This is a genomic window from Neobacillus niacini, from assembly GCF_019749295.1.
In the GTDB taxonomy this organism is placed as follows: domain Bacteria; phylum Bacillota; class Bacilli; order Bacillales; family Cytobacillaceae; genus Neobacillus; species Neobacillus niacini_D.
This window is the reverse complement of the sequence record NZ_JACWFG010000002.1, coordinates 204386-226059: the sequence shown is the minus strand read 5'-3', so window position 1 is coordinate 226059 and position 21674 is coordinate 204386. Positions and strand designations below refer to the sequence as shown.

16 protein-coding genes are annotated in these 21674 nt (G+C 35.8%); 11 read left to right on the top strand and 5 right to left on the bottom strand.

Going from position 1 to position 21674, the window contains the following annotated elements:
• The first annotated feature begins 8 nt into the window (after window positions 1-8).
• Entirely contained in the window at window positions 9-536 is a 528-nt protein-coding gene (locus H0184_RS04725; RefSeq protein WP_221821998.1) for a dihydrofolate reductase family protein, read from the top strand.
• 25 nt (window positions 537-561) lie between these two features.
• On the opposite strand, the gene H0184_RS04720 is transcribed toward H0184_RS04725, so the two are convergent.
• Window positions 562-897 (bottom strand): DUF3889 domain-containing protein, encoded by a 336-nt coding sequence (locus tag H0184_RS04720; protein ID WP_221821995.1) that lies wholly within the window; start codon window positions 895-897, stop codon window positions 562-564.
• A gap of 108 nt (window positions 898-1005) precedes the next feature.
• On the opposite strand from H0184_RS04720, the gene H0184_RS04715 reads away from it, so the two are divergent.
• Complete coding sequence (locus H0184_RS04715; RefSeq protein ID WP_221821994.1) at window positions 1006-1677, top strand: hypothetical protein; 672 nt, start codon at window positions 1006-1008, stop codon at window positions 1675-1677.
• 21 nt (window positions 1678-1698) lie between these two features.
• Here H0184_RS04715 and H0184_RS04710 read toward each other — a convergent pair whose 3' ends face one another.
• Entirely contained in the window at window positions 1699-2004 is a 306-nt protein-coding gene (locus H0184_RS04710) for a putative quinol monooxygenase (protein WP_221821992.1), read from the bottom strand.
• Window positions 2005-2167: 163 nt separating this feature from the next.
• Here H0184_RS04710 and H0184_RS04705 point away from each other — a divergent pair, with 163 nt between their 5' ends.
• On the top strand, window positions 2168-2794 hold the full coding sequence (locus H0184_RS04705; RefSeq protein WP_221821990.1) for a CBO0543 family protein: 627 nt from the start codon (window positions 2168-2170) through the stop codon (window positions 2792-2794).
• A 168-nt stretch (window positions 2795-2962) separates the two neighbouring features.
• On the opposite strand, the gene H0184_RS04700 is transcribed toward H0184_RS04705, so the two are convergent.
• Complete coding sequence (locus H0184_RS04700) at window positions 2963-4204, bottom strand: C40 family peptidase (RefSeq protein WP_221821988.1); 1242 nt, start codon at window positions 4202-4204, stop codon at window positions 2963-2965.
• A 925-nt stretch (window positions 4205-5129) separates the two neighbouring features.
• Between H0184_RS04700 and H0184_RS04695 the strand changes: the two genes are divergently transcribed.
• The 6 genes from H0184_RS04695 (at window position 5130) to H0184_RS04670 (ending at window position 14831) form a co-directional block, all read left to right on the top strand.
• Window positions 5130-6317 carry a glycosyltransferase family 4 protein gene (locus H0184_RS04695; protein WP_221821986.1) on the top strand — a complete coding sequence of 396 codons (1188 nt, stop codon included), beginning with the start codon at window positions 5130-5132 and terminating at the stop codon, window positions 6315-6317.
• A 25-nt stretch (window positions 6318-6342) separates the two neighbouring features.
• Window positions 6343-7641, top strand: a complete 1299-nt coding sequence (locus H0184_RS04690; RefSeq protein ID WP_221821984.1) for a glycosyltransferase — start codon at window positions 6343-6345, stop codon at window positions 7639-7641.
• 35 nt (window positions 7642-7676) lie between these two features.
• A complete protein-coding gene (gene wecB, locus H0184_RS04685) occupies window positions 7677-8822 on the top strand; it encodes a non-hydrolyzing UDP-N-acetylglucosamine 2-epimerase (RefSeq protein WP_221821982.1) in 1146 nt (381 codons plus the stop codon).
• A 360-nt stretch (window positions 8823-9182) separates the two neighbouring features.
• Entirely contained in the window at window positions 9183-10460 is a 1278-nt protein-coding gene (locus H0184_RS04680; RefSeq protein ID WP_221821980.1) for a nucleotide sugar dehydrogenase, read from the top strand.
• Window positions 10461-10581: 121 nt separating this feature from the next.
• Window positions 10582-12138, top strand: coding sequence for a methyltransferase domain-containing protein (locus H0184_RS04675; protein ID WP_221821972.1), 1557 nt, complete (start codon window positions 10582-10584; stop codon window positions 12136-12138).
• Between the two features lie 2 nt (window positions 12139-12140).
• Window positions 12141-14831, top strand: a complete 2691-nt coding sequence (locus H0184_RS04670; protein ID WP_221821970.1) for a glycosyltransferase — start codon at window positions 12141-12143, stop codon at window positions 14829-14831.
• Between the two features lie 63 nt (window positions 14832-14894).
• Here H0184_RS04670 and H0184_RS04665 read toward each other — a convergent pair whose 3' ends face one another.
• Both H0184_RS04665 and H0184_RS04660 read right to left on the bottom strand, forming a co-directional pair.
• A complete protein-coding gene (locus H0184_RS04665) occupies window positions 14895-16865 on the bottom strand; it encodes an asparagine synthetase B family protein (protein ID WP_221821966.1) in 1971 nt (656 codons plus the stop codon).
• A 42-nt stretch (window positions 16866-16907) separates the two neighbouring features.
• Entirely contained in the window at window positions 16908-18995 is a 2088-nt protein-coding gene (locus H0184_RS04660) for a heparinase II/III family protein (protein WP_221821960.1), read from the bottom strand.
• Between the two features lie 235 nt (window positions 18996-19230).
• Here H0184_RS04660 and H0184_RS04655 point away from each other — a divergent pair, with 235 nt between their 5' ends.
• Both H0184_RS04655 and H0184_RS04650 read left to right on the top strand, forming a co-directional pair.
• Window positions 19231-20034 carry an ABC transporter permease gene (locus H0184_RS04655; protein WP_221821958.1) on the top strand — a complete coding sequence of 268 codons (804 nt, stop codon included), beginning with the start codon at window positions 19231-19233 and terminating at the stop codon, window positions 20032-20034.
• 16 nt (window positions 20035-20050) lie between these two features.
• A complete protein-coding gene (locus tag H0184_RS04650) occupies window positions 20051-21670 on the top strand; it encodes an ABC transporter ATP-binding protein (protein WP_221821955.1) in 1620 nt (539 codons plus the stop codon).
• Window positions 21671-21674: the final 4 nt, after the last annotated feature.

Here is a 21674-nt window from a genome sequence, read left to right as displayed (position 1 = left end):
AGTGGAACATGGGCGTAGTATTTTACGGGGCGATCAGTTTGGATGGCTATCTGGCACGTGAAAATCATAACTTGGATTGGTTATTTGGAACGGATGGGGAAGAGGAAACGGGCTATCAAGAATTTTATGATTCTGTAGATATGATTCTGATGGGGCGTAGCACGTATGATCAAATTGCCATTCTGTCACCAGATAAATTCCCTTATGAAGGGAAGCCTTGTTATGTCTTTTCGCGCAAGTTAACTGGCTCGACGAAGCATGTAACCTTCATTAATGAAGATATTGCCGGCTTCACACAATCTCTGAAAGAGCAGGCAGAGGGCAAACGAATTTGGGTGGTAGGCGGGGGTGAGGTGCTGCAGTACATGCTAAAAGCAAAACTGGTGGATGAGTTTATCATCCAGATTGCTCCTGTCGTGATTGGACGCGGAATCCCGTTATTTGTGCCAGGGGACCAAGAAAACGAGCTCACGCTGGTCGATGTTCGGCGTTATAAGCAATTTGCAGAATTGCATTATCAACTAAAAACACGTTGATATTCCCGTGGTCCCTAGCAGGTAATTATCTTGTTGTTTCCTGATATGTGACGTTCGTGACTTGTTCTGTTTCTTTGTTAAATTCAATATTTACATATACACCGAATTCCCTTTGAGGATCTTTTAACCAAAATTTAAATCTTTCAGATGAGGTAAGATCTCCATTATTTCTTCCAACATAGAGATAATCAACAACCTTGGCATTTGGATACTTGGCCTTCACCTTATCCATTGCAATCACACTCCACTTCGCATACGGAGGTGTCGGCTTTTGCTGAGCATGTGCGGAATGTTCAAGAGCGAAAGGAGTGGAAAAAGTAGAGCCAATAAGGATTGATACACAAAGTAACAGCTTTTTCATGAAAGTTCCCCCTTTGTTGTAGTATCTATTATCACGTTGGCCAAAGAAAATTATGTAATGGGCATGAAAATTAGGTCAATAGACCCTATTATAAAAAGGAGACTGATGATGAAGAAAAAAATAGCCTGTCTGCATGCACATAATTCAAATATCAGCTATATTGAAAATGCACTATCACCTTACGACATCGAGCTGGTTCATTTTGTTGATCCGGGACTAATGCACCGGGTGATGACAGATAAGAGTTTCACATTGGGTGACGGGGAAAAGAAAGTGAGAGATCAAATAGAATGGATAGCTCAATCAGCTGTAGACGCTATTCTCATCACTTGTACGAACTATATTACGCTGTTAAAGGAAGAAGGGCTCAGCGTTAATGTGCCAATCATCAAGATTGATGAACCGTTTTTCCGAGGTATTTGCCAATTGGAACAGAAGCAAACCATTTTGTTCACGAACCCAGATACGGTACCAGGAACGATGAGCAGGCTTCACCAATATGCACAATCCCAACATAAAGAGCTGGATATTGAGGTTAAAGTGATTGAGAATACCTTTGAATTAATCATGAGCGGGAAAAATGAGGAGTACAATAAAGGTGTGCGGGATTACATAAAGCAGCTGGACACAACACAAAACCTATCTGTAGCTCAATTATCAATGGTAGCAGCGGCACAACAGGTCGAAGATGAGATTGCCTTAACCATCCTCAATCCATTAAATACACTAGTTTCAACTATGGTCACTCAACTCAATTTAAAAAAGGCGGAACAGAGGTAACCCTTGTTCCGTCTTAACTCTTCAAAGACCTTTTCCACCTCTAGGAACTAGCGTCGAAATCCTTTCCATTCCTGCCAAAATAGGCTTCGCCCGCTGAATCAAGGTTTGTGTTGATTCCAGTGTCAATGATCCCTGATGGGCACTTTCACTGTTCCACACTTCATAAACATAAACCGAATGAGGGTCTTCTGGCGACACGCTGACAAGATATAATTCACAGTCATCTAAACTCTCCATCGATTTTGCTGCTTCTAATAAGATTGCTGACAGCTGTTCCCGCTCTCCCTCTTTTGCAATTAACTTACCGTATATCCCGAATTTCCCCACGTTTCATTCCTCCTCGTTTTAGATTCCATTCTACTTGCATCGCCCTAATTCCTCTTTCCTATTCAAAATCAGATCTAACAATAAATTTTTATACGACCATCATTTTTTTACAAACATATTGGGTAAATTAATCTGGAAAATAACTTCCAAGGCAGGGATTATCATGAGTAGTGCTCAAAGAGAGGCTTTAGGTAAGTTAATCAAAGAACAACAAGAGGGAGCCGCCCAGTGGCTAAAGTATTGGCAAGAGTTTTCTGCCTTTGATACATGGCAGTTTTGGTTGCATGTCATCATTTTCTTGTCACCCTTAATCATTCTGTATTTTGCAATGGATTGGAAAAAAGCACTCCAGCTTGGCTTTTATGGATTCAATGTCCATGTTTGGTTTGCCTATTTTGATGATTTTGGGGCGACGCAAGGACTTTGGACGTATCCTTATAAGATGATTCCCCTTGTCTCGCACAGTTTCGGAATGGACGCATCGCTGGTCCCGGTAACGTTCATATTGGTGTACCAATGGATTCTGAAACATAACAAAAACTATTACCTCTATACACTGCTATTAAGTTTATTTCTTTCGTTTATCCTTAAACCTATCTTAGTTATGCATCATTTGTTCAAGTTCAACTCATGGGCCAACTACTTTCACCTGTTTCTAACCTATATCGTAATCATCGTCTTATCAAAGGTGATTACAGATATTTTCTTGTTTATGCAAAAAAAAGCGGAAGAGAAAGCATCTCATGCGGAACCGGCTAAGAAGGGGAGGAAGGGCAGGTTTAGAAAATAGCTGCTTACCTGCCTAAGATGCCGCAATATCTGCATAAAAGGTTTGTTTACCTGCCTGTACACCATTCTACCTGCAAAAGAGAATCTTTTACCTGCGCACTAGTCACAAAGACAAGTCAGACATAAATAAAAAGCCAGGCATTATGCCTGACTTAGTCTGTGCTGTAAATCAATAGAATCGTTTGAAACTATCAAAATGCTCTTTGTAGTAAGGGTTTGATAAATTGGCAACCGAGATGCCCCTTTTCTCGTCGGCGTGGATGAATTGGTCTCCGCCAAGATAAATACCTACGTGGGAGATTCCCTTTTTATAGGTATTTTCAAAAAAGACAAGATCCCCTGGCTGCGGCTGATCAACGTAGAAGGTACGGTTGTAGTAGCCTTCTGCTGAGGTGCGTCCAATTTCCTTGCCTGCTTTATTGGCTGCGTAGTAAATAATGCCGCTGCAATCAAAGCCATTTAATGAGCTGCCGCCCCAAGCATATGGAGTACCCATTACGCTTTTGACCACATTGATGAAGTCAGCTGAGAAATCACCGGATGGCGCTGGCGCTGCAGGTGTTTTAACTTCTTCCTTCTTCTTTCCGGAAACCTTCAACTTCTGCCCGATAGAAAGGAAATCCGACTTCAAGCCATTTAAAGCTTTGATTTCTTTTACAGTCATATTGAATTGTAAAGAAATCTTACCTAAGGTATCCCCGTTTTTTACTATGTATACAGAGCTACTCCCATTATTAACAACCGGCTTTACAACCGGCTTAACAGTTGTTGGCTTTGGTGTTGCTGGTGCTGGCTTAACAGCTGCCTTGCCCGAAACCTTTAATTTCTGCCCCACATAGATCATGTCTGACTTCAAATTATTAAGCTTCTTTAATGCTTGAACACTCATTTTGTGCTCTAAACCAATTTTACTTAACGTATCCCCGCCAACAACTGTATAGGTAGAAGCAGCTGAAGATGCAGCCGATGCTGCTGTTACTGGTTTCTTCGAAGGGAAAGTAACCTCCATTTTTCCAGGGACCTTTAACTTTTGCCCTACAAAAATCATGTCCGAAGTCAAACCATTTGTTGATTTTAATTGTGCAACCGTGGTAGAAAATTGAATGGCAACTTTACCAAGGTAATCCCCATTTTTCACGACGTACACACTAGCAGCAGATACAGTAGTGGAGGCAGGTTTACTTGCCGCCGCTGAAGCAGCAGAAATTTTCAGTTTCTGATTCACTTGAAGGAAGTCAGACTCTAAGTTGTTCAAGCTTTTTAATTCTGAAACAGATGTTTGATACTTTTTTGCAATTTTCCATAAGGAATCACCTTTTTCAACGGTATGGGTACTGGCATATGCCGACCCTGCATAAACCGTCGAAAGAAAGGCAGCCGTCGAAACGGCACGAACGATCGTTTTCTTCAATTACAATTCACCTCTATTATTCTGGTATTTATCACATATTCTACCATGATTTACCTCTATAAAGGTATAGTAACTTGCAAATCAGTTCATGTTTCATGCGAAAAAGGTAATAACATCCATATTTACTGAGAAATAACTCACTTTTTGAATAAATACTATTAATCTACTACAACATAAAGGAACAAAAGCCGCAGAGAAATGAGAAGGAAGAGTAGAAGGATTAAGGGCGGATATAAAGATATTAAATAAGGCTATTAAATTGGAAATCAAAGAGTATGGAGATAAAGACATTACCAGAGGTTTAGCCTTTTAGGTGAGAAAATAATATAAAAAGTGATGTCGAGAGCAATAGTTTAATTTAGGATTCAATAAATTTGCATAATTCAGTGGCTTAATTCCTCAAACTTTAAGTACACTCTTAAAGTTTTATTTTGTATTTAATTTGACAGCTTTCGACAATTTTCTCCCTTTACCGTACTGAGTAAAAGTGATAAACTAGTAAAGGTTTGCGGCTGAATGGCTTTTTAAGTCGAATTATAGTCGAAAAAACATTGGGAATTGTCATAATTCAGCAATGTTCTATCCTCAAACACTAATTTTAGAGTGTGAAGGTGGGGTTGATTCCCAGTTAATAGAACCTGCACAAATATCTAAAGGAAGATTAAGTAATAAAAACTTATGTTCCATTAGATATTTATTTTTATATTATTTTATTTTGAATCCGAGGTAACAATAATATAACAGGAAATATTGGGTAAATTATACCTAGTTAATAAATGCATATTTGGTAATTGGTTGTAAAAACATAGTTCCTATTTCATTGATCTTTAAACCGCTGTAATATGATTAAGGAATTTGATTTTACATTTCCTTACTAGTATGGCTGAGGAGAAATATGCATACAAGAAAAGGTGGTAAGCCTTTAGTGAAGCGAGTATTGATCATATCACAGCATTTCTATCCCGAAATAGGAAGTCATGCTAATAGAATGAAGCACCTTTATATGCAATTGAAGAAGCAAAATTACGATGTAACGATTTTTACTTCTGAGCCTTCTTACCCAAATAAGAAGATCTATGAAAATGGAGATTTTTGGGATGAAGAATCGCTTAATTGTGAAAAGGATAACATTGTTAGAATAAGTATTAACAGCAGGAAATATTCAAACAGTATCCTAAACCGCTTATTTTATTATTTAGAGGTTGCTTTAAAATTTATCCTCCTAATCATTAAAGACCGGAAAAGGTATGATTATGTATTTGCAACGTCACCGCCGATTTTTACTGGCTTCGTCGGTCTTTTTGCTAAATATAGATATAAGAGTAAGTTTATCATAGATATTAGGGATTTATGGCCCGAGTCATTAAAAGGCGTTGGCGTATTTAACAACCCATTAATATTGGGGTTTTTTGGTGCCTTAGAAAAAATGCTCTATCGAAAATCGGACAAGATTGTTATTAACAGCTTAGGCTTTCAAGAACACATTCAACAAAAGGGGAAAATAGATAAGTCAAAGATACTATTTATTCCTAATGGTGCAATGAGGGAAGAATTAGCTTCTATTAAAGATAGGGAAAAAACAGCTGACAAAATTATTTATGCAGGCAACCTGGGACTTGCACAAAATACAGAGTTAATAAATCAGCTTGTCCCTCTATTAGATGAACAGGGAATAAAGTTAACCATTATAGGATACGGCATTAATAAAAATGAACTCTTTAACTCGATTAAAGAGTATAAGAACGTTACGATCATTAACCCGCTGACAAGAAAAGAATGCTTTAAAATTATTTCTAAACATGATTTAGGTTTGGTAACTCTAAAGGATAAGGAAGTTTTTAAAACTGTTTTACCAGGTAAAATAATTGATTATATGACCTGTGGAGTGCCTATTGTTGGAGTTATTGATGGATATGCGAAAGAAATAGTGGAAGAAGAGCAAGTGGGAATTGCGAGCAATACAGATGACCCGCAGCAAATCTTGTCACATATTAAAAGCCTATTGGATAATGATAACCTGCGAAAAGAAATGTCAGAGAGAGAGCAGCAGGTAATTCTTAATCAGTTTAATTGGGAAACCAACATTAAGAAGTTAGTTGAGTATATGAATTAATCCCTAGGAAGAAAGGGGGAGGACAATGTCGAAAAAAGTTGGTATGTTTGTTTGGAATCATTTTACCAATGACGCAAGGGTGTTGCGAGAGTGTACAGCTTTGTCAGAGGCAGGTTATGATGTGGAATTGATTTGTATTCATGACCCCAAAGATCCGAATTTGCCAAGGTTTGAACAAAGAAACGATCGTTTTAAGATCTATCGGTTAAGAAGATATCCGGTCTTGCTAGAACTAATTCAAAAAGCTTATCGTCTCTCCATACAGAATAAGTTGTTTGGGGCCCTTTGCTTGGTGTTTTGGATAATTTTAGCCTATTTGGCACCTATGATAGTCATTCCCTTGACCATATTTGCGGTTATTCTTTTAAAAACAAAACTAAATGTAATATGGGTTAGAGGAAGCTTGATTCTCAGAATGATCCTAAAGGGATACCGAGGGAATTATGACATTTATCATTCAAATGATTTAAATACTCTCCCGCAAGGCTATATCAGTGCTAAGTGGCGGTTTAAGCCTAAAAAACTCATTTATGATTCACATGAAGTCCAAACTAGTCGGACAGGCTATAACAGCCCTATTCATGGGAAGATGGAAGCATTCCTAATAAAGAAAATTGATGAGATGATCGTGGAAAATAACACACGAGCAAAGTACAACGAGGACTTATACGGATTTTACCCACATGTCGTTCATAATTATCCATTTAAGCAACAAACTAGTAATAATGAAGAGAAAGTTGATTTACATGAAATTCTAGGCATTCCTAAAAATGAAAAAATCCTTTTATATCAGGGCGGAATCCAAACTGGTAGAGGTTTAGATAAATTAATAAAGGCTGTCCCGCATTTTAAGGAAGGAACGTTGGTCCTTATTGGGGATGGGAAAATTAAAAAAGAACTGCAGAACATGGTGAAAGAAATGAACCTTGAGGAAAAGGTGAAGTTTCATCCAAAAGTACCTGTAGGGGACCTTCCTAAATATACAAGAAATGGCTATCTAGGATTTCAAGTTCTAAACAATGTGTGTTTTAATCACTATTCTGCATCTTCAAACAAGCTATTTGAATACATGATGGCAGGTGTACCTGTTGTAGCATGTAGTTTTCCAGAAATCCAGCGCGTCGTTGAGGGGGATGGAACAGGAGTAAGCGTGGATTCGCATGATCCTATTTCTATTGCCAATGGAGTGAACTGGTTATTGGAACATCAAGTACAATATGAGGAAATGAAAGAAAAATCAGTTAAGGCAAGTAAAAAATATAACTGGGACCTAGAAAAGGATATCTTTTTGGACCTTTATTATCGTAATGTACCACTTACGTAAAGGGTAAAATAAATAAAAAATTTGGAGGTTTTCACATGGGAAAACAATTGAAGGTAATGACGGTATTTGGAACGCGGCCAGAGGCAATCAAAATGGCGCCGCTTGTAAAAGAACTAGAAAAAAATAGCGAGCACATCCAATCGATTGTTACGGTAACGGCGCAGCATCGTCAAATGCTTGATCAAGTGTTGAGTATCTTTGAAATTACTCCAGATTATGATTTAAATATCATGAAAGACAGACAGACCTTGATTGACGTAACAACAAGAAGTCTTGAGGGTCTTAATCAGGTTTTTCAAGAAGTGAAACCGGATATTGTATTGGTTCATGGTGATACCACAACAACGTTTGTGGCTAGCTTAGCTGCTTTATACAATCAAATTCCGATTGGACATGTTGAGGCTGGTTTAAGGACAGGCAATAAGTATTCACCATTCCCAGAGGAAATGAATCGCCAGCTTACAGGTGTTCTTGCGGATCTTCATTTCTCACCAACCGATCAGTCCAAACAAAACCTATTGGTTGAGAATAAAAACGAAAAAGATATATTTGTTACAGGAAACACAGCTATTGATGCATTAAAGACAACTGTGAAAAATAACTACTCACATCAAATTTTAGAAAGTCTTGGTGACAACAGATTAGTATTGATGACAGCTCATCGTCGAGAAAATACGGGTAAACCCATGGAAAATATGTTCCGTGCCATCAGCAGACTTGTTGAAAAGCATGCTGATATTCAGGTTGTTTATCCTGTTCATATGAACCCTGTTGTTCGTGAAATTGCTAACAGAATCCTTGGTGATAACAATCGTATTCACCTCATTGAGCCATTAGATGTAATAGATTTTCATAATTTTGCTTCAAGAGCGCATTTAATCTTAACTGATTCAGGCGGCGTTCAGGAGGAAGCACCATCATTAGGTGTCCCTGTCCTGGTACTAAGAGATACAACCGAGCGTCCAGAAGGGGTTAAGGCTGGCACACTTAAGTTAGCTGGTACAGATGAGGAAGTAATCTATTCACTTGCTGATGAACTATTATCTGATAAGGCTGCACATGATCTTATGGCAAAAGCATCCAATCCATATGGAGATGGAAATGCATCAAAAAGAATTGTGGAGGCAATCCTCTATCACTTCGGTTATATCAGTGAAAAGCCTAGTGACTTTACTGTTTAATCCTATTTATATCATGCAGCGGGATAACCTTAGCGTTAGTTTCAACAAGAAAGTTGAGGAAACTCACGCTATCTTTTCCGCTGCATCCAAGTAAAACCTAATGACTTCAATGATCGGAAATAGTTATACTGTAGAAGTTGAGCCGAGCGGTTGGCCACAACAAACAAGAAAAGTTTAGTTATTTACCAATTACCTTTTTATTTCCAAGTAAAACCTAATGACTTTACTGCTATAAAAAATATATAATATAGAAGTTGTTTTGAAATAATGTAATTTACTGTAAGAAATATATTAGTAGAATTCATATAAAACTATTATCTTTTAAAATATAAAAAAATAAACCTCAGGGGGAATTTTAATATGAAACTTTGTACAGTCGGATTAGGATATATCGGATTACCAACTTCTATTATGTTTGCAAAGCACGATGTTGATGTTGTTGGTGTTGATATTAGTCCACGAGTGATCGAAATGCTTAACTCAGGAACAATCCACATTGAAGAGCCAGGTTTACAAGAAGCACTAAACGAAGTAATTGCAAAGGGTACGTTCCGTGCTGCTCTTACACCAGAAAAAGCAGATGCTTTTATTGTAGCTGTACCAACTCCAAACAATGATGATATGTATAAGTCTTGTGACTTAAACTATGTTTTAAGTGCGGTAAATAATGTAATTCCATATCTTGAAAAAGGAAATGTGTTAATTGTTGAATCTACAATTGCACCAAGAAGTATGGATGATTTCGTTAAGCCACTTGTTGAAAAGGCTGGATTTGTTGTGGGTAAAGATATCTTCTTAGTACATTGCCCAGAGCGTGTGTTACCTGGACAAATTTTACATGAACTAATCTACAACAACCGTATTGTTGGTGGGATTACACCTGAATGTACTGAAGCTGGCGCAATGGTTTATAGCACATTTGTTAAAGGTGAAATTATTAAAACAAATGCAAAAACAGCTGAAATGTCTAAACTAATGGAAAACACTTTCCGTGACGTAAACATCGCACTTGCGAACGAGTTAACTAAAGTATGTAATGAATTAGAAATTAACACATTGGATGTAATTGAAATGGCAAACAAACACCCACGTGTTAACTTACACTATCCAGGTCCTGGAGTAGGCGGACACTGTCTAGCAGTTGACCCATACTTTATCGTAGCAAAAGCACCTGAACAAGCACAAATTATCAACTTAGCTCGTACAGTAAATACTTCTATGCCTGAATATGTAGTCAACAATACGAACACATTAATGGAAAACGTTGATGGCAAGGTTGTAACAGTGTTCGGACTTACGTACAAAGGAAATGTTGATGATATTCGCGAAAGTCCAGCTATGGAAATCTATGAAATGCTTAAGCATGAAGGCAAATTTGAAGTTAGAGCCTTTGATCCACATGTAGAAGCGGATTGGGTTATCGAAGACCTTGAGACTGCTGTTGATAATTCTGACTTAGTTCTAATTCTTACAGATCACAATGAATTTAAAGAATTAGATTTTAATAGATTAGCAAAAATGTCTAATAGGAGAATACTAGATACTAGAAATATAGTTCATAATTCTCCAGAGGACTTTGAGTATATTAACTTTGGAAACTTATATAATTATATAAGCAAAAAAGCTGTATTAAATTAAGAACATTTATCTAAATAAAAAAATAGAGTGTTGCTAAAAAGGAAATTTCCCGCTTTTAGCAACACTTCTTCTTGATATGCAACATATTGCCAAAAATACTTATTAGGAGTCGATCAAATAAATGAAAAAACCTTTAGATCGAATAACTGAAGCTTATTTTGGAGAAATGGGTGAAGCATTTTCTGAAAAAGTAAGAGGCAGAATCCATTGGGTTTGTGAAAACGCCAAAGGGGAAACCATTTTAGACGTCGGCTGTTCGCAAGGAATTACTTCAATCATATTGGGTAGAGAAGGTAAGAAGGTAATGGGGATCGATCTTCTTCAAGACTCAATAGATTTTGCAACCGAAATGCTAGCTAAGGAAGAAGAAGCAACCAGGAATTCCGTAGAGTTTAGGGCAGTGAATTTTATGCAGACAGACTTTGGAGATCAAACCTTTGATTCAATTATTTTTGGTGAAGTATTAGAACATATTACTGACCCACAAAGGTTTATTAATAAGGCACTAACCTTATTAAATACCAATGGATCACTTATCATAACTTTACCATTTGGAATCAATGATTATTTTGACCATAAAAAAACATATTATTTAATGGACTTATTGAAGCTTAAAAATGAGAATGGTGTTATCCAAGATATTAAATTCTTCGGTAAATGGATAGGTGCTGTATTAAAAAAGAATGGTGACGAAAGTACCAACGTTTCTATTAATGATGAACTTATTTCTAAATTAGAAGATGCTTTCTATACTGTTGAAAGAGACCTATTGCAGCAAATAAAAAGCAGAGTCCAAAAAATAAAAACATACGAGGACAAAATAAAAGGGTTATCAGCTGACATCACAAAAGTAAAAGACCAGTCATCAGAACAACTGGCAGCAAAGAATACTGAGTTGGACTTATTAAAAAATCAGTTAAATGAAAAAGACAGTAATATTTCCTTTTTAAATTCTACGATTGAGAAGAACACTAAAGAAAAGGAAGAGGTTATTGCTTCACTTCGTTTACAGTTAGCTCAAATGGAGAAAGAAAAGGAAGAGGTTATTGCTTCACTTCGTTTACAGTTAACTCAAATGGAGAAGGAAAAGGAAGAGACAATAGCTTCACTTCGTTTCCAGTCAGCTCAAATGGAGAAAGAAAAGGAAGAGGCAGTAGCTTCACTTCGTTTCCAGTTAGCACAATTGGAGCAAGTTAAGGAAGAAACAATTGAATCACTTCGCGACAAGTATGATCTTATGGAAAAAGAGAAGGATCAAGTTCTTGAGTCAATGCGAGATTCCTTAGAGCAAATAGAAAGTGAGAAGGAAGATCTTATAAATAAGGTTTATTCTCAAATAAATGATGCTCAAGTTGAGCAAATGGTTAAGCAAAAGGATGAAAAAATTAATACGCTTAATGCTCAATTAAAATTAAAAGATCAACAGTTGGTAAAGTTACAACAAAAGGAAAAGCAACAGGCGAAACAAGTTGCTGAATTAGAAGAACAGGTTGTCATTTCAAAAAAAGAGAAAATCCATGTTCAAGAAACACTTTATAAGGCTTATACAAAAGAAGAGAAGCTATTGAACTCATATCAAAAGCTCTTAAAAAGGTATAACGCATTAAGTGAGTCGAAATTAGGGAAACTTACCTTAACCTATTGGAAAAAGAGAAGAAATGTAATGGGAGGTAAATAAGATTGGATGAAGGTGCAATTAAACAGAGGTTATCAACACTTCAACAATTAAAAGAGAAGTTAAAAAGTGATATCGAAGATGAAAAGGAACTACTGGCTAAGGGTACTGTTACGAAAAAAGCAGTGAAACTACCAACTACTCCCGTTAAGAAGACTGAAACCAAGCAAGATGTAAATAAGAAAGCCGAATACATTAAGTTACGTAACAAAGTTAGCGATAAAAACTTTTTTAGCAAGGTTAAACCGCTGCTTGAGCAAATTCCTGAAAGTAACGGAAGCAGATATTTTGAAAAACTCAAAGTGAATATCGGGATTATTGCGGATGAGTTCCTGTTTAACTCCTATAAGGACATTGCTAATTTCAGCTATATTACACGAGAGAACTATAAACAGTATTCTAAAAAGCTCGATGTCTTTATGGTTGTTTCCACTTGGAAGGGACTAAACATGGAATGGAAGGGGTTAGGGAACCCAAACATCCGAAAGCATCGCCAAGAGCTAAATCAAATTATCGAATTTTACCGGTCGCAAGGCACTAAGATTGTATTTTACTCAAAAGAAGATCCGGTCAATTACGACATTTTTATCGACATTGCTAAGCAATGTGATTATATATTTACAACTGCAGAAGAGATAATTGGCGATTACCAAAGAGATTGTAAAAACAAAAATGTTTATGTCCTAAATTTCGGAATTAATCCGATGTACCACAACCCAGTGGGAATTAAAAAGTTTCCGAAGCTAAAAGAGGTTCTTTTCACTGGGTCATGGTATGAAAAATATCCGCATCGTCAGGTAGATACCAAGAGGATATTCGACGGAATCATTGAAGGCAACAAGGACCTGAAGATCATTGATCGAAACTATGAGTTGAATTTAGAGGCGTACTTTTTCCCTGAAAAGTATCTAAAATATGTGTCTCCATCTGTTGACCATCATTATTTACAAAAACTCCATAAGCTGTTTGATTGGGCGATAAATCTAAATACCGTTCAAGATAGTACAACCATGTTTGCGAACAGGGTATACGAACTTCAGGCGTTAGGAAATCTGATGTTATCGAATTATAGCCTTGGAGTTAACAATAAATTCCCAAACATCTTCTTGATCAACAATCAAAATGAGGTAAAAGATATCTTTAATGGCTTCTCTGATGAGGATGTATATGAACATCAGGTTCAGGGGATTCGAAATGTTATGACCGATCAAACAAGCTACCTAAGAATTGAAGAAATGCTAGAAAAGATTGGAATAAAGTTGGAGATTAAAAAGAAAAAAGTAGCAGTTTTAATTAAAAAGCATACTGATTCAATCAAAAAAATGTTTGAAGATCAGACATACCCTGATAAAGAGCTTATCTTAATTGAAGAGTTCTCTGAGGAACAAAAGAATAACTATGATTTCATTGCATTCTTTGATGAAAATAAATTCTACGGTGAATTCTATTTGCAAGATATGGTCAATGGGTTTAAATATACCAATTCTGATTATGTCACAAAAGAAGCTTATTATGATGGTGGTACCTTACGTAAAGGGAAAGAGTTTGATTACGTAAACACTGTTAACGATAAATATGCTACAGTATTCTGGAGTAAATCATTCTCCTTAAAGCAACTCTTGGATCTTCAAGGATCAGCTGTACTGCCAAATGGATTTAGTATTGACCATTTTGAATTTAATAATAAAGTCGTTAAGAAGGATTCCAAGCAAGCAGCACCAAAATTATCTGTCATTATTGCAAGCTATAACAATGGGCAACACCTCTTAAATAAATGTTTCAATAGCTTAAGACGGAGCAGTTTATTTAAGGACATGGAGATTATCATTGTGGACGATGGTTCGACAGATAACTTTACACCTAAAATGGTAAAGCGATTAGAAAGAATATATCCGAATGTAAAATCATACTTATATCAAGATGGTGGAAGCGGCAGTGCATCAAGACCTAGAAACAAGGGATTTGAATTAGGTTCCGCTCCATATGTTACGTATCTTGATCCTGATAATGAAGCCATTAATGATGGCTATTACCACTTGTTCGAGGAAATTACGAAAAAGAATTATGATATGGTTGTCGGTAATATGCTTAAGCTTGATACAAAAGCTTCGGACTTTGATTACTATAAAACAGCTGTTCATTTCAATGGCAGTGACGTAATTTCTAAGAATGTAAAGGAATACTTAGTAAAAAGTCAATTTAAAGCGATGAGTATCCAAGCGTTAATCTTCAAGCGTGAATTAATTGCGGACCATAACTTAGAAATGGTAGAAGGTGCAGCAGGGGAAGATACATTATTTTTCCATGAATTACTGCTGAACTCGAAAAAGACTAAAGCCATTAATTTACCTATCCATATTTACTATGCAGCTGTTTCAGGTTCCACAGTAAATTCAATTTCAAAAAGGTTCTTTGAAAAGTATTTACTGCTTGAGAAGACGAGATCAGAAGTTTTGAAAGATTACGGCCTGTTACAGGATTTCCTTGAGAAACGATTTGATTTCTACTTTAAAGGCTGGTACCTCCAAAAGCTGAAGCAGGTATCGAATGAAGAAGCGCTAGAATCCATTAAAATTCTATCGCAAATTTATGACTTTTATCGTAAGGATTTCACCCCGACAAGCCGAGAGGTTATCCGCTTCAAAGAGCTAAGTGCAGCTAAGAAGTTTGATACAATTAAAAGAGAATTTGCTTAATGGTCAAAGAAAAAGGAGTAGAAAAACATCATTGATGCTTTTCTACTCCTTTTATTTGTAATATTATTTTTGAATGACTGAAAATGGACTGGTTGCTGACACCTGAAGTTGATCCTCTTCAATCTTATCCCCATTACGAAGGATAATTTTTTCAACTAAGATCGTTCCTGCTTTTCCCCAGGCCCAATCTTCGCAATCCCTCATAGACAATACTTTGATCTTTAATTTATCCTTACCGCTGGCTTTTTTCCACTTTAGAGAAATTTGGTTTGTTTCCCGCCAACATGCCACATCTTCTTCTAGTAACAAACGATTGTTAAGAAAAATTTGATACTTAATTCTCCCCTTCAATTTAATGTTTTCATATGGAGAGCGCAAATGCAAAATACAATGACTGCTTTTATTTGCCTCTGTTTTTAAAGGGATAACAGCCTCAACAAAGTCCCCTTCCAACGGACTGCTTTCTTCTAGACAGAACTTCATTCTTCGCGTTTGTACCTTTTTTCTAATAGGAACAATGCGTTGGCCATCTATTGAACCTGATTGGAATTTAGCAGCTGTTAATGGTATCCCTACGTCATCAAATTGTTTGTCATAATGAGCAGTTGGATTACCAAGAGAATTTACTTCCCAGTAATTAAGGATTGGCCAATTCTTATTAATAAGTTCTTTTAACACTGTTTTATCTTGCTTTTCTGAAAGTGGAACGGAAAGTAATAATTTGATAATTTTCCTCACATTAATTAATACAAAAGTATCGTGTGCAACATCACTTTCAGAAATAATTTGACTATGCCAAGTACCCATCCGATATTCCCAATATAATAAATCAAATGCATCATAATTGTGAATTTGATCTAACTGAATGGTCTCGTAAAACTGTTTAAACGCATCGTAAACCCGCTGGTCATCCTTTGCCTCTTTAGAATAAATGAGAACTAGAGATTCGACTGTTGGTGTTTTAGGAAGCTTAAATCTTCTTCGATATGACATGGTCCCAATTTCATATACATTTGAACGAATATGAATTAAATTAGATGGAAATGAATCTAAATACAACTTTGCTAATCTGAGGTTATGCTGAATCGTAATATTGCGATTCATGACATTTGTAAAGTCTATAAAATCTTGATCTTTTAGGTTGTAATCAATTGTAAGGAACTCATGATTTAAATCGAGATTATAGGTCATTTCTTTTACAATGCTTTCATCTATAATAAAGGCATTTAGCTTTGATGAGTTGAAATTTTCTTTACGATAAGTAAAAAAGTGACATTTATCTTTGAAATCTTTGGCTAGAGCTAAAGTTGTTCTACTATCTATCCCGCCAGTTAATGAGAACAAAAAGGTCTTGTGACTTTTAGAGAGTAATTCCATTTGTTTCTTAGATAACGCTGTTATTTCTTCAACGATTTGTTCCATCGGTTTAATTTCTATATCTTCTCGAGGGAAAAACCTCCTTACATTTGTTGTGTTTACTTCTAGTAGAGTATTGGGCGTAAGGAAATAGATATTATGATAATAGGTAAAGTGTCCCGGAATTAACGAGCTAGAGTATGTCTTTAACCACTCTCTGTCAACTTTTGTGGACTCACCAGAGTTAGTCACTTCATTGACTAGGTCACTATGAGAAGCAATAACTGTTTGTTCCGTACTATAAAAGATACTGCGTAAGCCTGCAGCATCTGATAAAATTTTCGCAGTATTTTTGTTTCCGTAAAAAATAAGATATCGACCGGATAATTCATCTAGGTAATCGAAGAATGCTATTTCAGAGACTTCTAACAAACGAAGAGCCTCTGAGGCAATAAATTGTTTCTCCATAGTTTCTGAACGAATATCAATGATATTACCGAATAGTAGTACCCAATTATCCGCAGTATCTTTAAATAAAACATCGTTTAAGGGATCGTAATAAAAGTGGTATTTATCAATGCTAAGATATTTCCAATGCGCATGTGGTGCATCCACTTGTCGATCGGTTAGCAGGAAACCTCTTTTATATTTAAGTTCATTATATTTATCGGTGCTCATCATTTATACCTCAATCTTGTCATTAGTAATATGCTAATAGCTTTAAACTTCTTCTTGATAATATAAGAATAATTTATTTTTTTGAAAGTAATGATTTAGTTGTTCCTTGGATGGACGTTCTTCCGCTGTCCAATTACTATCTTCATTGCTGATAGAAATGTATAGATAACCGTTACTGTATAGGTCTGTTAAATGGGGAGCATCAATATCATTTGCATATCTAGTTTCGATTAGCTTGCCGTTTAATTCAACAAAATATTGATTTTTAATCCGCTTTTTATTTAGTTTTAGATTACAGCGGACCAATTTATATCCATTTCTATTAGCAAATAACTCCCAAGAATCCACAGCCCTTACTACTTTACCGTACTGTCTAATTCTGTGCTTATTTAAATCTTCTTCCGAAAATCTCCGTACTTTTATTTCATCTAATAATGTTTCTTCATTAAAGCGGTAGGTAAGGAAAGTTTGATCTTCCATAACCTCAACATTATTAATGGGTAAGTTACTATCCATTTGGATTAGTGTTAGGAATTGGGCGGAATGTCCTTCTTTACTAAAATGAATGGTCTTTATCGGATGTTTTTGGTTAAAGCCAAAAGACTGCCAGCCAAAGATAGGGTTCTCTTGCCCTTCTAACATGGAAACAGATGAGCTGTCATCCATTTGTTTTAATGATATAGAGGCATCCTCTTTTTTGCTGACTAATAAATAGTTGTTTGTGTCCTTGTTACTAACAGTAACATCGTTTCCAATATTAAAAATCTGTGTATACTGATGTGGATTATCAGAATAAACTCTGTCGTGAATAACAAGAGCCTGATCCTTTAATTGAATCATTGTTCTATAGATTTTTACCCCATTATACAGTTCATGACAACCTTGTATAAGAAAATAGGTGTTTTTTTGTTCATATGAGTCGAATAATAATGATTTACCAATTTGTTCTCTTGATAATGAATACGTTTTTCCATCCACCGCTATGGAATTATGAGCAAATACGCTTCGGAAGTATTTCCGATAGGGGTCAGTCTCCTTATAGTTATACTTACCCGAATCTACAATAAAATCTGTATTTTTATACTGCAGTTCAAATGATAAGTCATCAGCGTGCTTATGTATGGCCGAATTGAAGGCACTGCTAAAAAACCAGAATAGCTTATTATTAAAATTCTTGTTGAAATCCGTTCTGAAAAGCGCAACTCCACTATCTAAGTACGCAAGGAAAGATTTAGCTGGTTTTTTTCCTTCTTTCCCTTTTGAAGAACGATAAGACCAATGCTCATTTAGAATATGCCTTTTTTCAATGCCATTAAGGGCATTAGATAGACCTGTGTCGCCAACAAGTGGTAAATAACCATTACCTTTTGTGAGATAAGCTAAGTAATCTTGCATAAGGTACAATGTATTAGAAAAGTTAGCAGGATAGGATATGGAATGATAATCCATAAAATCCTTTATACCTATAAAGAGGTTGTGAACAACAACGTGATAGGCAGGACTATGTTCTCTATGCACTCCACTATGAGAAACATCTTTATTAAATCGTGATAATAAGCGAGAAATGGCAATTTCACGCCAAGTTTTACTACCTTTTAGTTGCTTGAAAAATACAGTAAGTTCTAGTAGAGCTTGATCCTGAAAAATACCATGATTATAATCCTCATAATTTTTTTGATCTGCTAAAAATTCACCATGAGTCTGAAGGAGATTAATGAACTTCTCTTCGAAATCACGTTGATAAAGAGGTGATTCTTTATACTCTGTCCAAAAATAGATAAGGTTTAATAGTCGATTGGCAGTTCCGTGCCCACTCCAAGCCCACTCACTTACATTGTTTTCTGGGGTAGGATTATGTTCTATCCAACTATTGATAAACCATTCTGCTTTTCTTAAATATCCTAGGTCTTTTGTCATTTCGTAAGCGTTCGTCAGAAAACTAACCATTCTTAAACAGTGTAAATAAAATTTCCACGTTTTATCTTTATATGGGTCCTCTGTCCAAGTTAACCTGCCCTCAAATGAATAAGGATCCCAAATTTTAAATAGAAATATTTTATTCTCCATAATCAAGTCCGCAAATTGAAGCGAAGATTGATCAGGTAAGGTTCGTTTAAATAGCTGTACCATTATCTACACGCCTTTCCACATAAGTTTACGCAATCTTATTTGTAGTACTTCCTTCCTAAAATTATTAACAATTGTCTACTAAATAAGTATACAATTACTTATAGCGAAATCAATAACTGGAAATAAGAAGTAGCCAAAAGTTTTATTAAAGGATAATGTAATGTGGTATAATATATTACTGTATTTGTACTTATGGAATAATAGATTCAAGCAATATGAATAAAGGACGTTTTGAATGAGAGTTGTAATAGATATTTTAAAAGAACAATTCGTAAATGCGCATTTAATATTTCGGTTAGCATCTTATGATATAAAAAGTAAGTATCAGGCACATTACCTTGGAGCTGCATGGCAATTTTTAAATCCTGCTCTTCAAATCTTCATCTATTGGTTTGTTTTTGGGATAGGGATAAGACAAGGGAATCCCATCTATGGGGTCCCATACTTAGTTTGGTTGTTAGTAGGGCTTATACCATGGTTCTTTATCAGTCCTGCAGTGATCCAAGGATCGAATAGTGTCTTTACAAGAGTAAATATGGTAGCAAAGATGAAATTTCCCGTAAGTGTGCTGCCGTCAGTTACGATTATCAGCAATGCGCTTAATTTTACTTCTATGATCATCTTCCTACTCGTTATTCTTATGTTATATGGCATTAATCCAGGGATTTACCTTTTACAGCTTCCTTACTATTTTCTTTGTACGATTGTTTCTTTATACGCCATCACATTGTTGTTTTCAACCATTTCAACCGTATTTAGAGACTTTCAAATCATTTTACAATCCGTAATGAGAATGATGTTATATCTACTTCCAATCTTATGGGATATGGAAAGGTTACCTGAGATGTATGTGAAGATACTAAAATTGAATCCATTGTACTACCTAATTGAAGGGTATAGAAAAACCTTTATATTTAAAGAATGGTTTTTCACTGATTGGATTTACATGATTTATTTTTGGGTAACAACGTTATTGATCATCTATATTGGATCATTGGTTCATATGCGATTTAGAAAACAATTTGTGGATTATATATAAGACCGGAGGCTTTAAAATGTGTGCAAGGCCAAAAGTGACATTTCATAATGTTTCAAAGCGGTATACACTTCAGCAAAAGAAGCTGGATAAAATATTAGATTTATTGGGAATAAAGAGTAAAAGCAAGAGTTTTTATGCGCTGAAGGATATATCATTCACTGTCGATGAAGGTGAAACAATTGGAGTAATCGGAATAAACGGATCAGGTAAATCTACACTATCCAACATTCTCGCTCAAGTTGTACCCCCGACTACTGGTGAAATAGAAGTGAATGGAGAAACATCTCTGATCGCCATTGCTGTCGGTTTGAACAACAATTTAACAGGACTAGAAAATATTGAATTAAAGTGTTTGATGCAAGGGATTAAAAAAGAAGAAATTAAACGTATTACACCTCTTATCATTGACTTCGCAGATTTAGGCGACTTTATTAATCAACCAGTAAAGACATTTTCAAGTGGAATGAAGTCTAGACTTGGCTTTGCGATTTCAGCTCATACAGACCCTGATATTATGGTCATCGATGAAGCATTATCTGTTGGCGATCAGACCTTTTATGAAAAATGCTTAAAAAAAATGAATGAGTTTAAAAGTCAGGGCAAGACCATTTTCTACATCAGTCACTCAGTATCACAAATTCGTTCATTTTGTGATAAGACGATGTGGATTCATTATGGTGAATTACTGGAGTTTGGACCTACAAAAGAGGTACTCAAGAATTATAGTGATTTTATTAAATTCTTCAACGCGTTAAGTGAAGAGGAGAAGGTAAAATATAAAAAGGAAAAGATGGCGGTTCGGCAAAAAGAGTATGTAGTAAAGCCAATATCCACCAGCAGGAGTAAAAAGGTAAAAAAGGAAAAAACGAATCGAAAATCGATGGAACTCATTTTGTTAGTGATGTTCTTCTTTATCAGTACCATGCTTATGTTTTTCGACAATGGCGTGGCAAAAGGAATACAGTTTATTAAGCAGATTGATATGAGTAAAGATGAAAGTCAAGTTAAAGTGGAGAAAACCTCAAAAGAAGCGGTGTCTGATAAGGTAGAAGCGATCAACAAAGTTGGTTATGTCCTGACTGAAAAAGAAAGTGTCTTTCAGTCGAAAGAGCTAAAGGATGAAATGGTAACTGTTGGTTTCTCAGATCAAGTGCGTGTGAATAATAAAATTGGTGACGTTCTTGAGGTTTCTGTAAACGACCAACTAGGGTATGTAAAGGAAGAAAATATCTATATTCCACAAGCACCTTTTGAAAAAATAGACTTTAACTTAGCGGGTTATCTTGATGCACTGCCTGCTTCTTTCGTTGGTTCTTATCAGTATTATTTGGCGTTTATCAATAGTGAACAGCAAGAAATCGAAAGTAAGATCCGTGGAAAAACGGGTGAAGAGTTAGATGAGCAGGGTAACAAGCACCTTGTCTTTGGCAGTATAAGATATAAGTTAAAGAGTGATCACTTGTCAGAAGGAATCATTGTAAATGAATTTGACCCTCAAAAAGTCAATATGGACGAGCTTATAAAGAATGCTGCTATTATTAGTAAGGATAATAAGATATTCTCAATTTTTTCGAATGACTATGAGTATATTTTTAATCTAAATAATCAGTCCGTGACCATAATAGCAGGAGAATAACGTT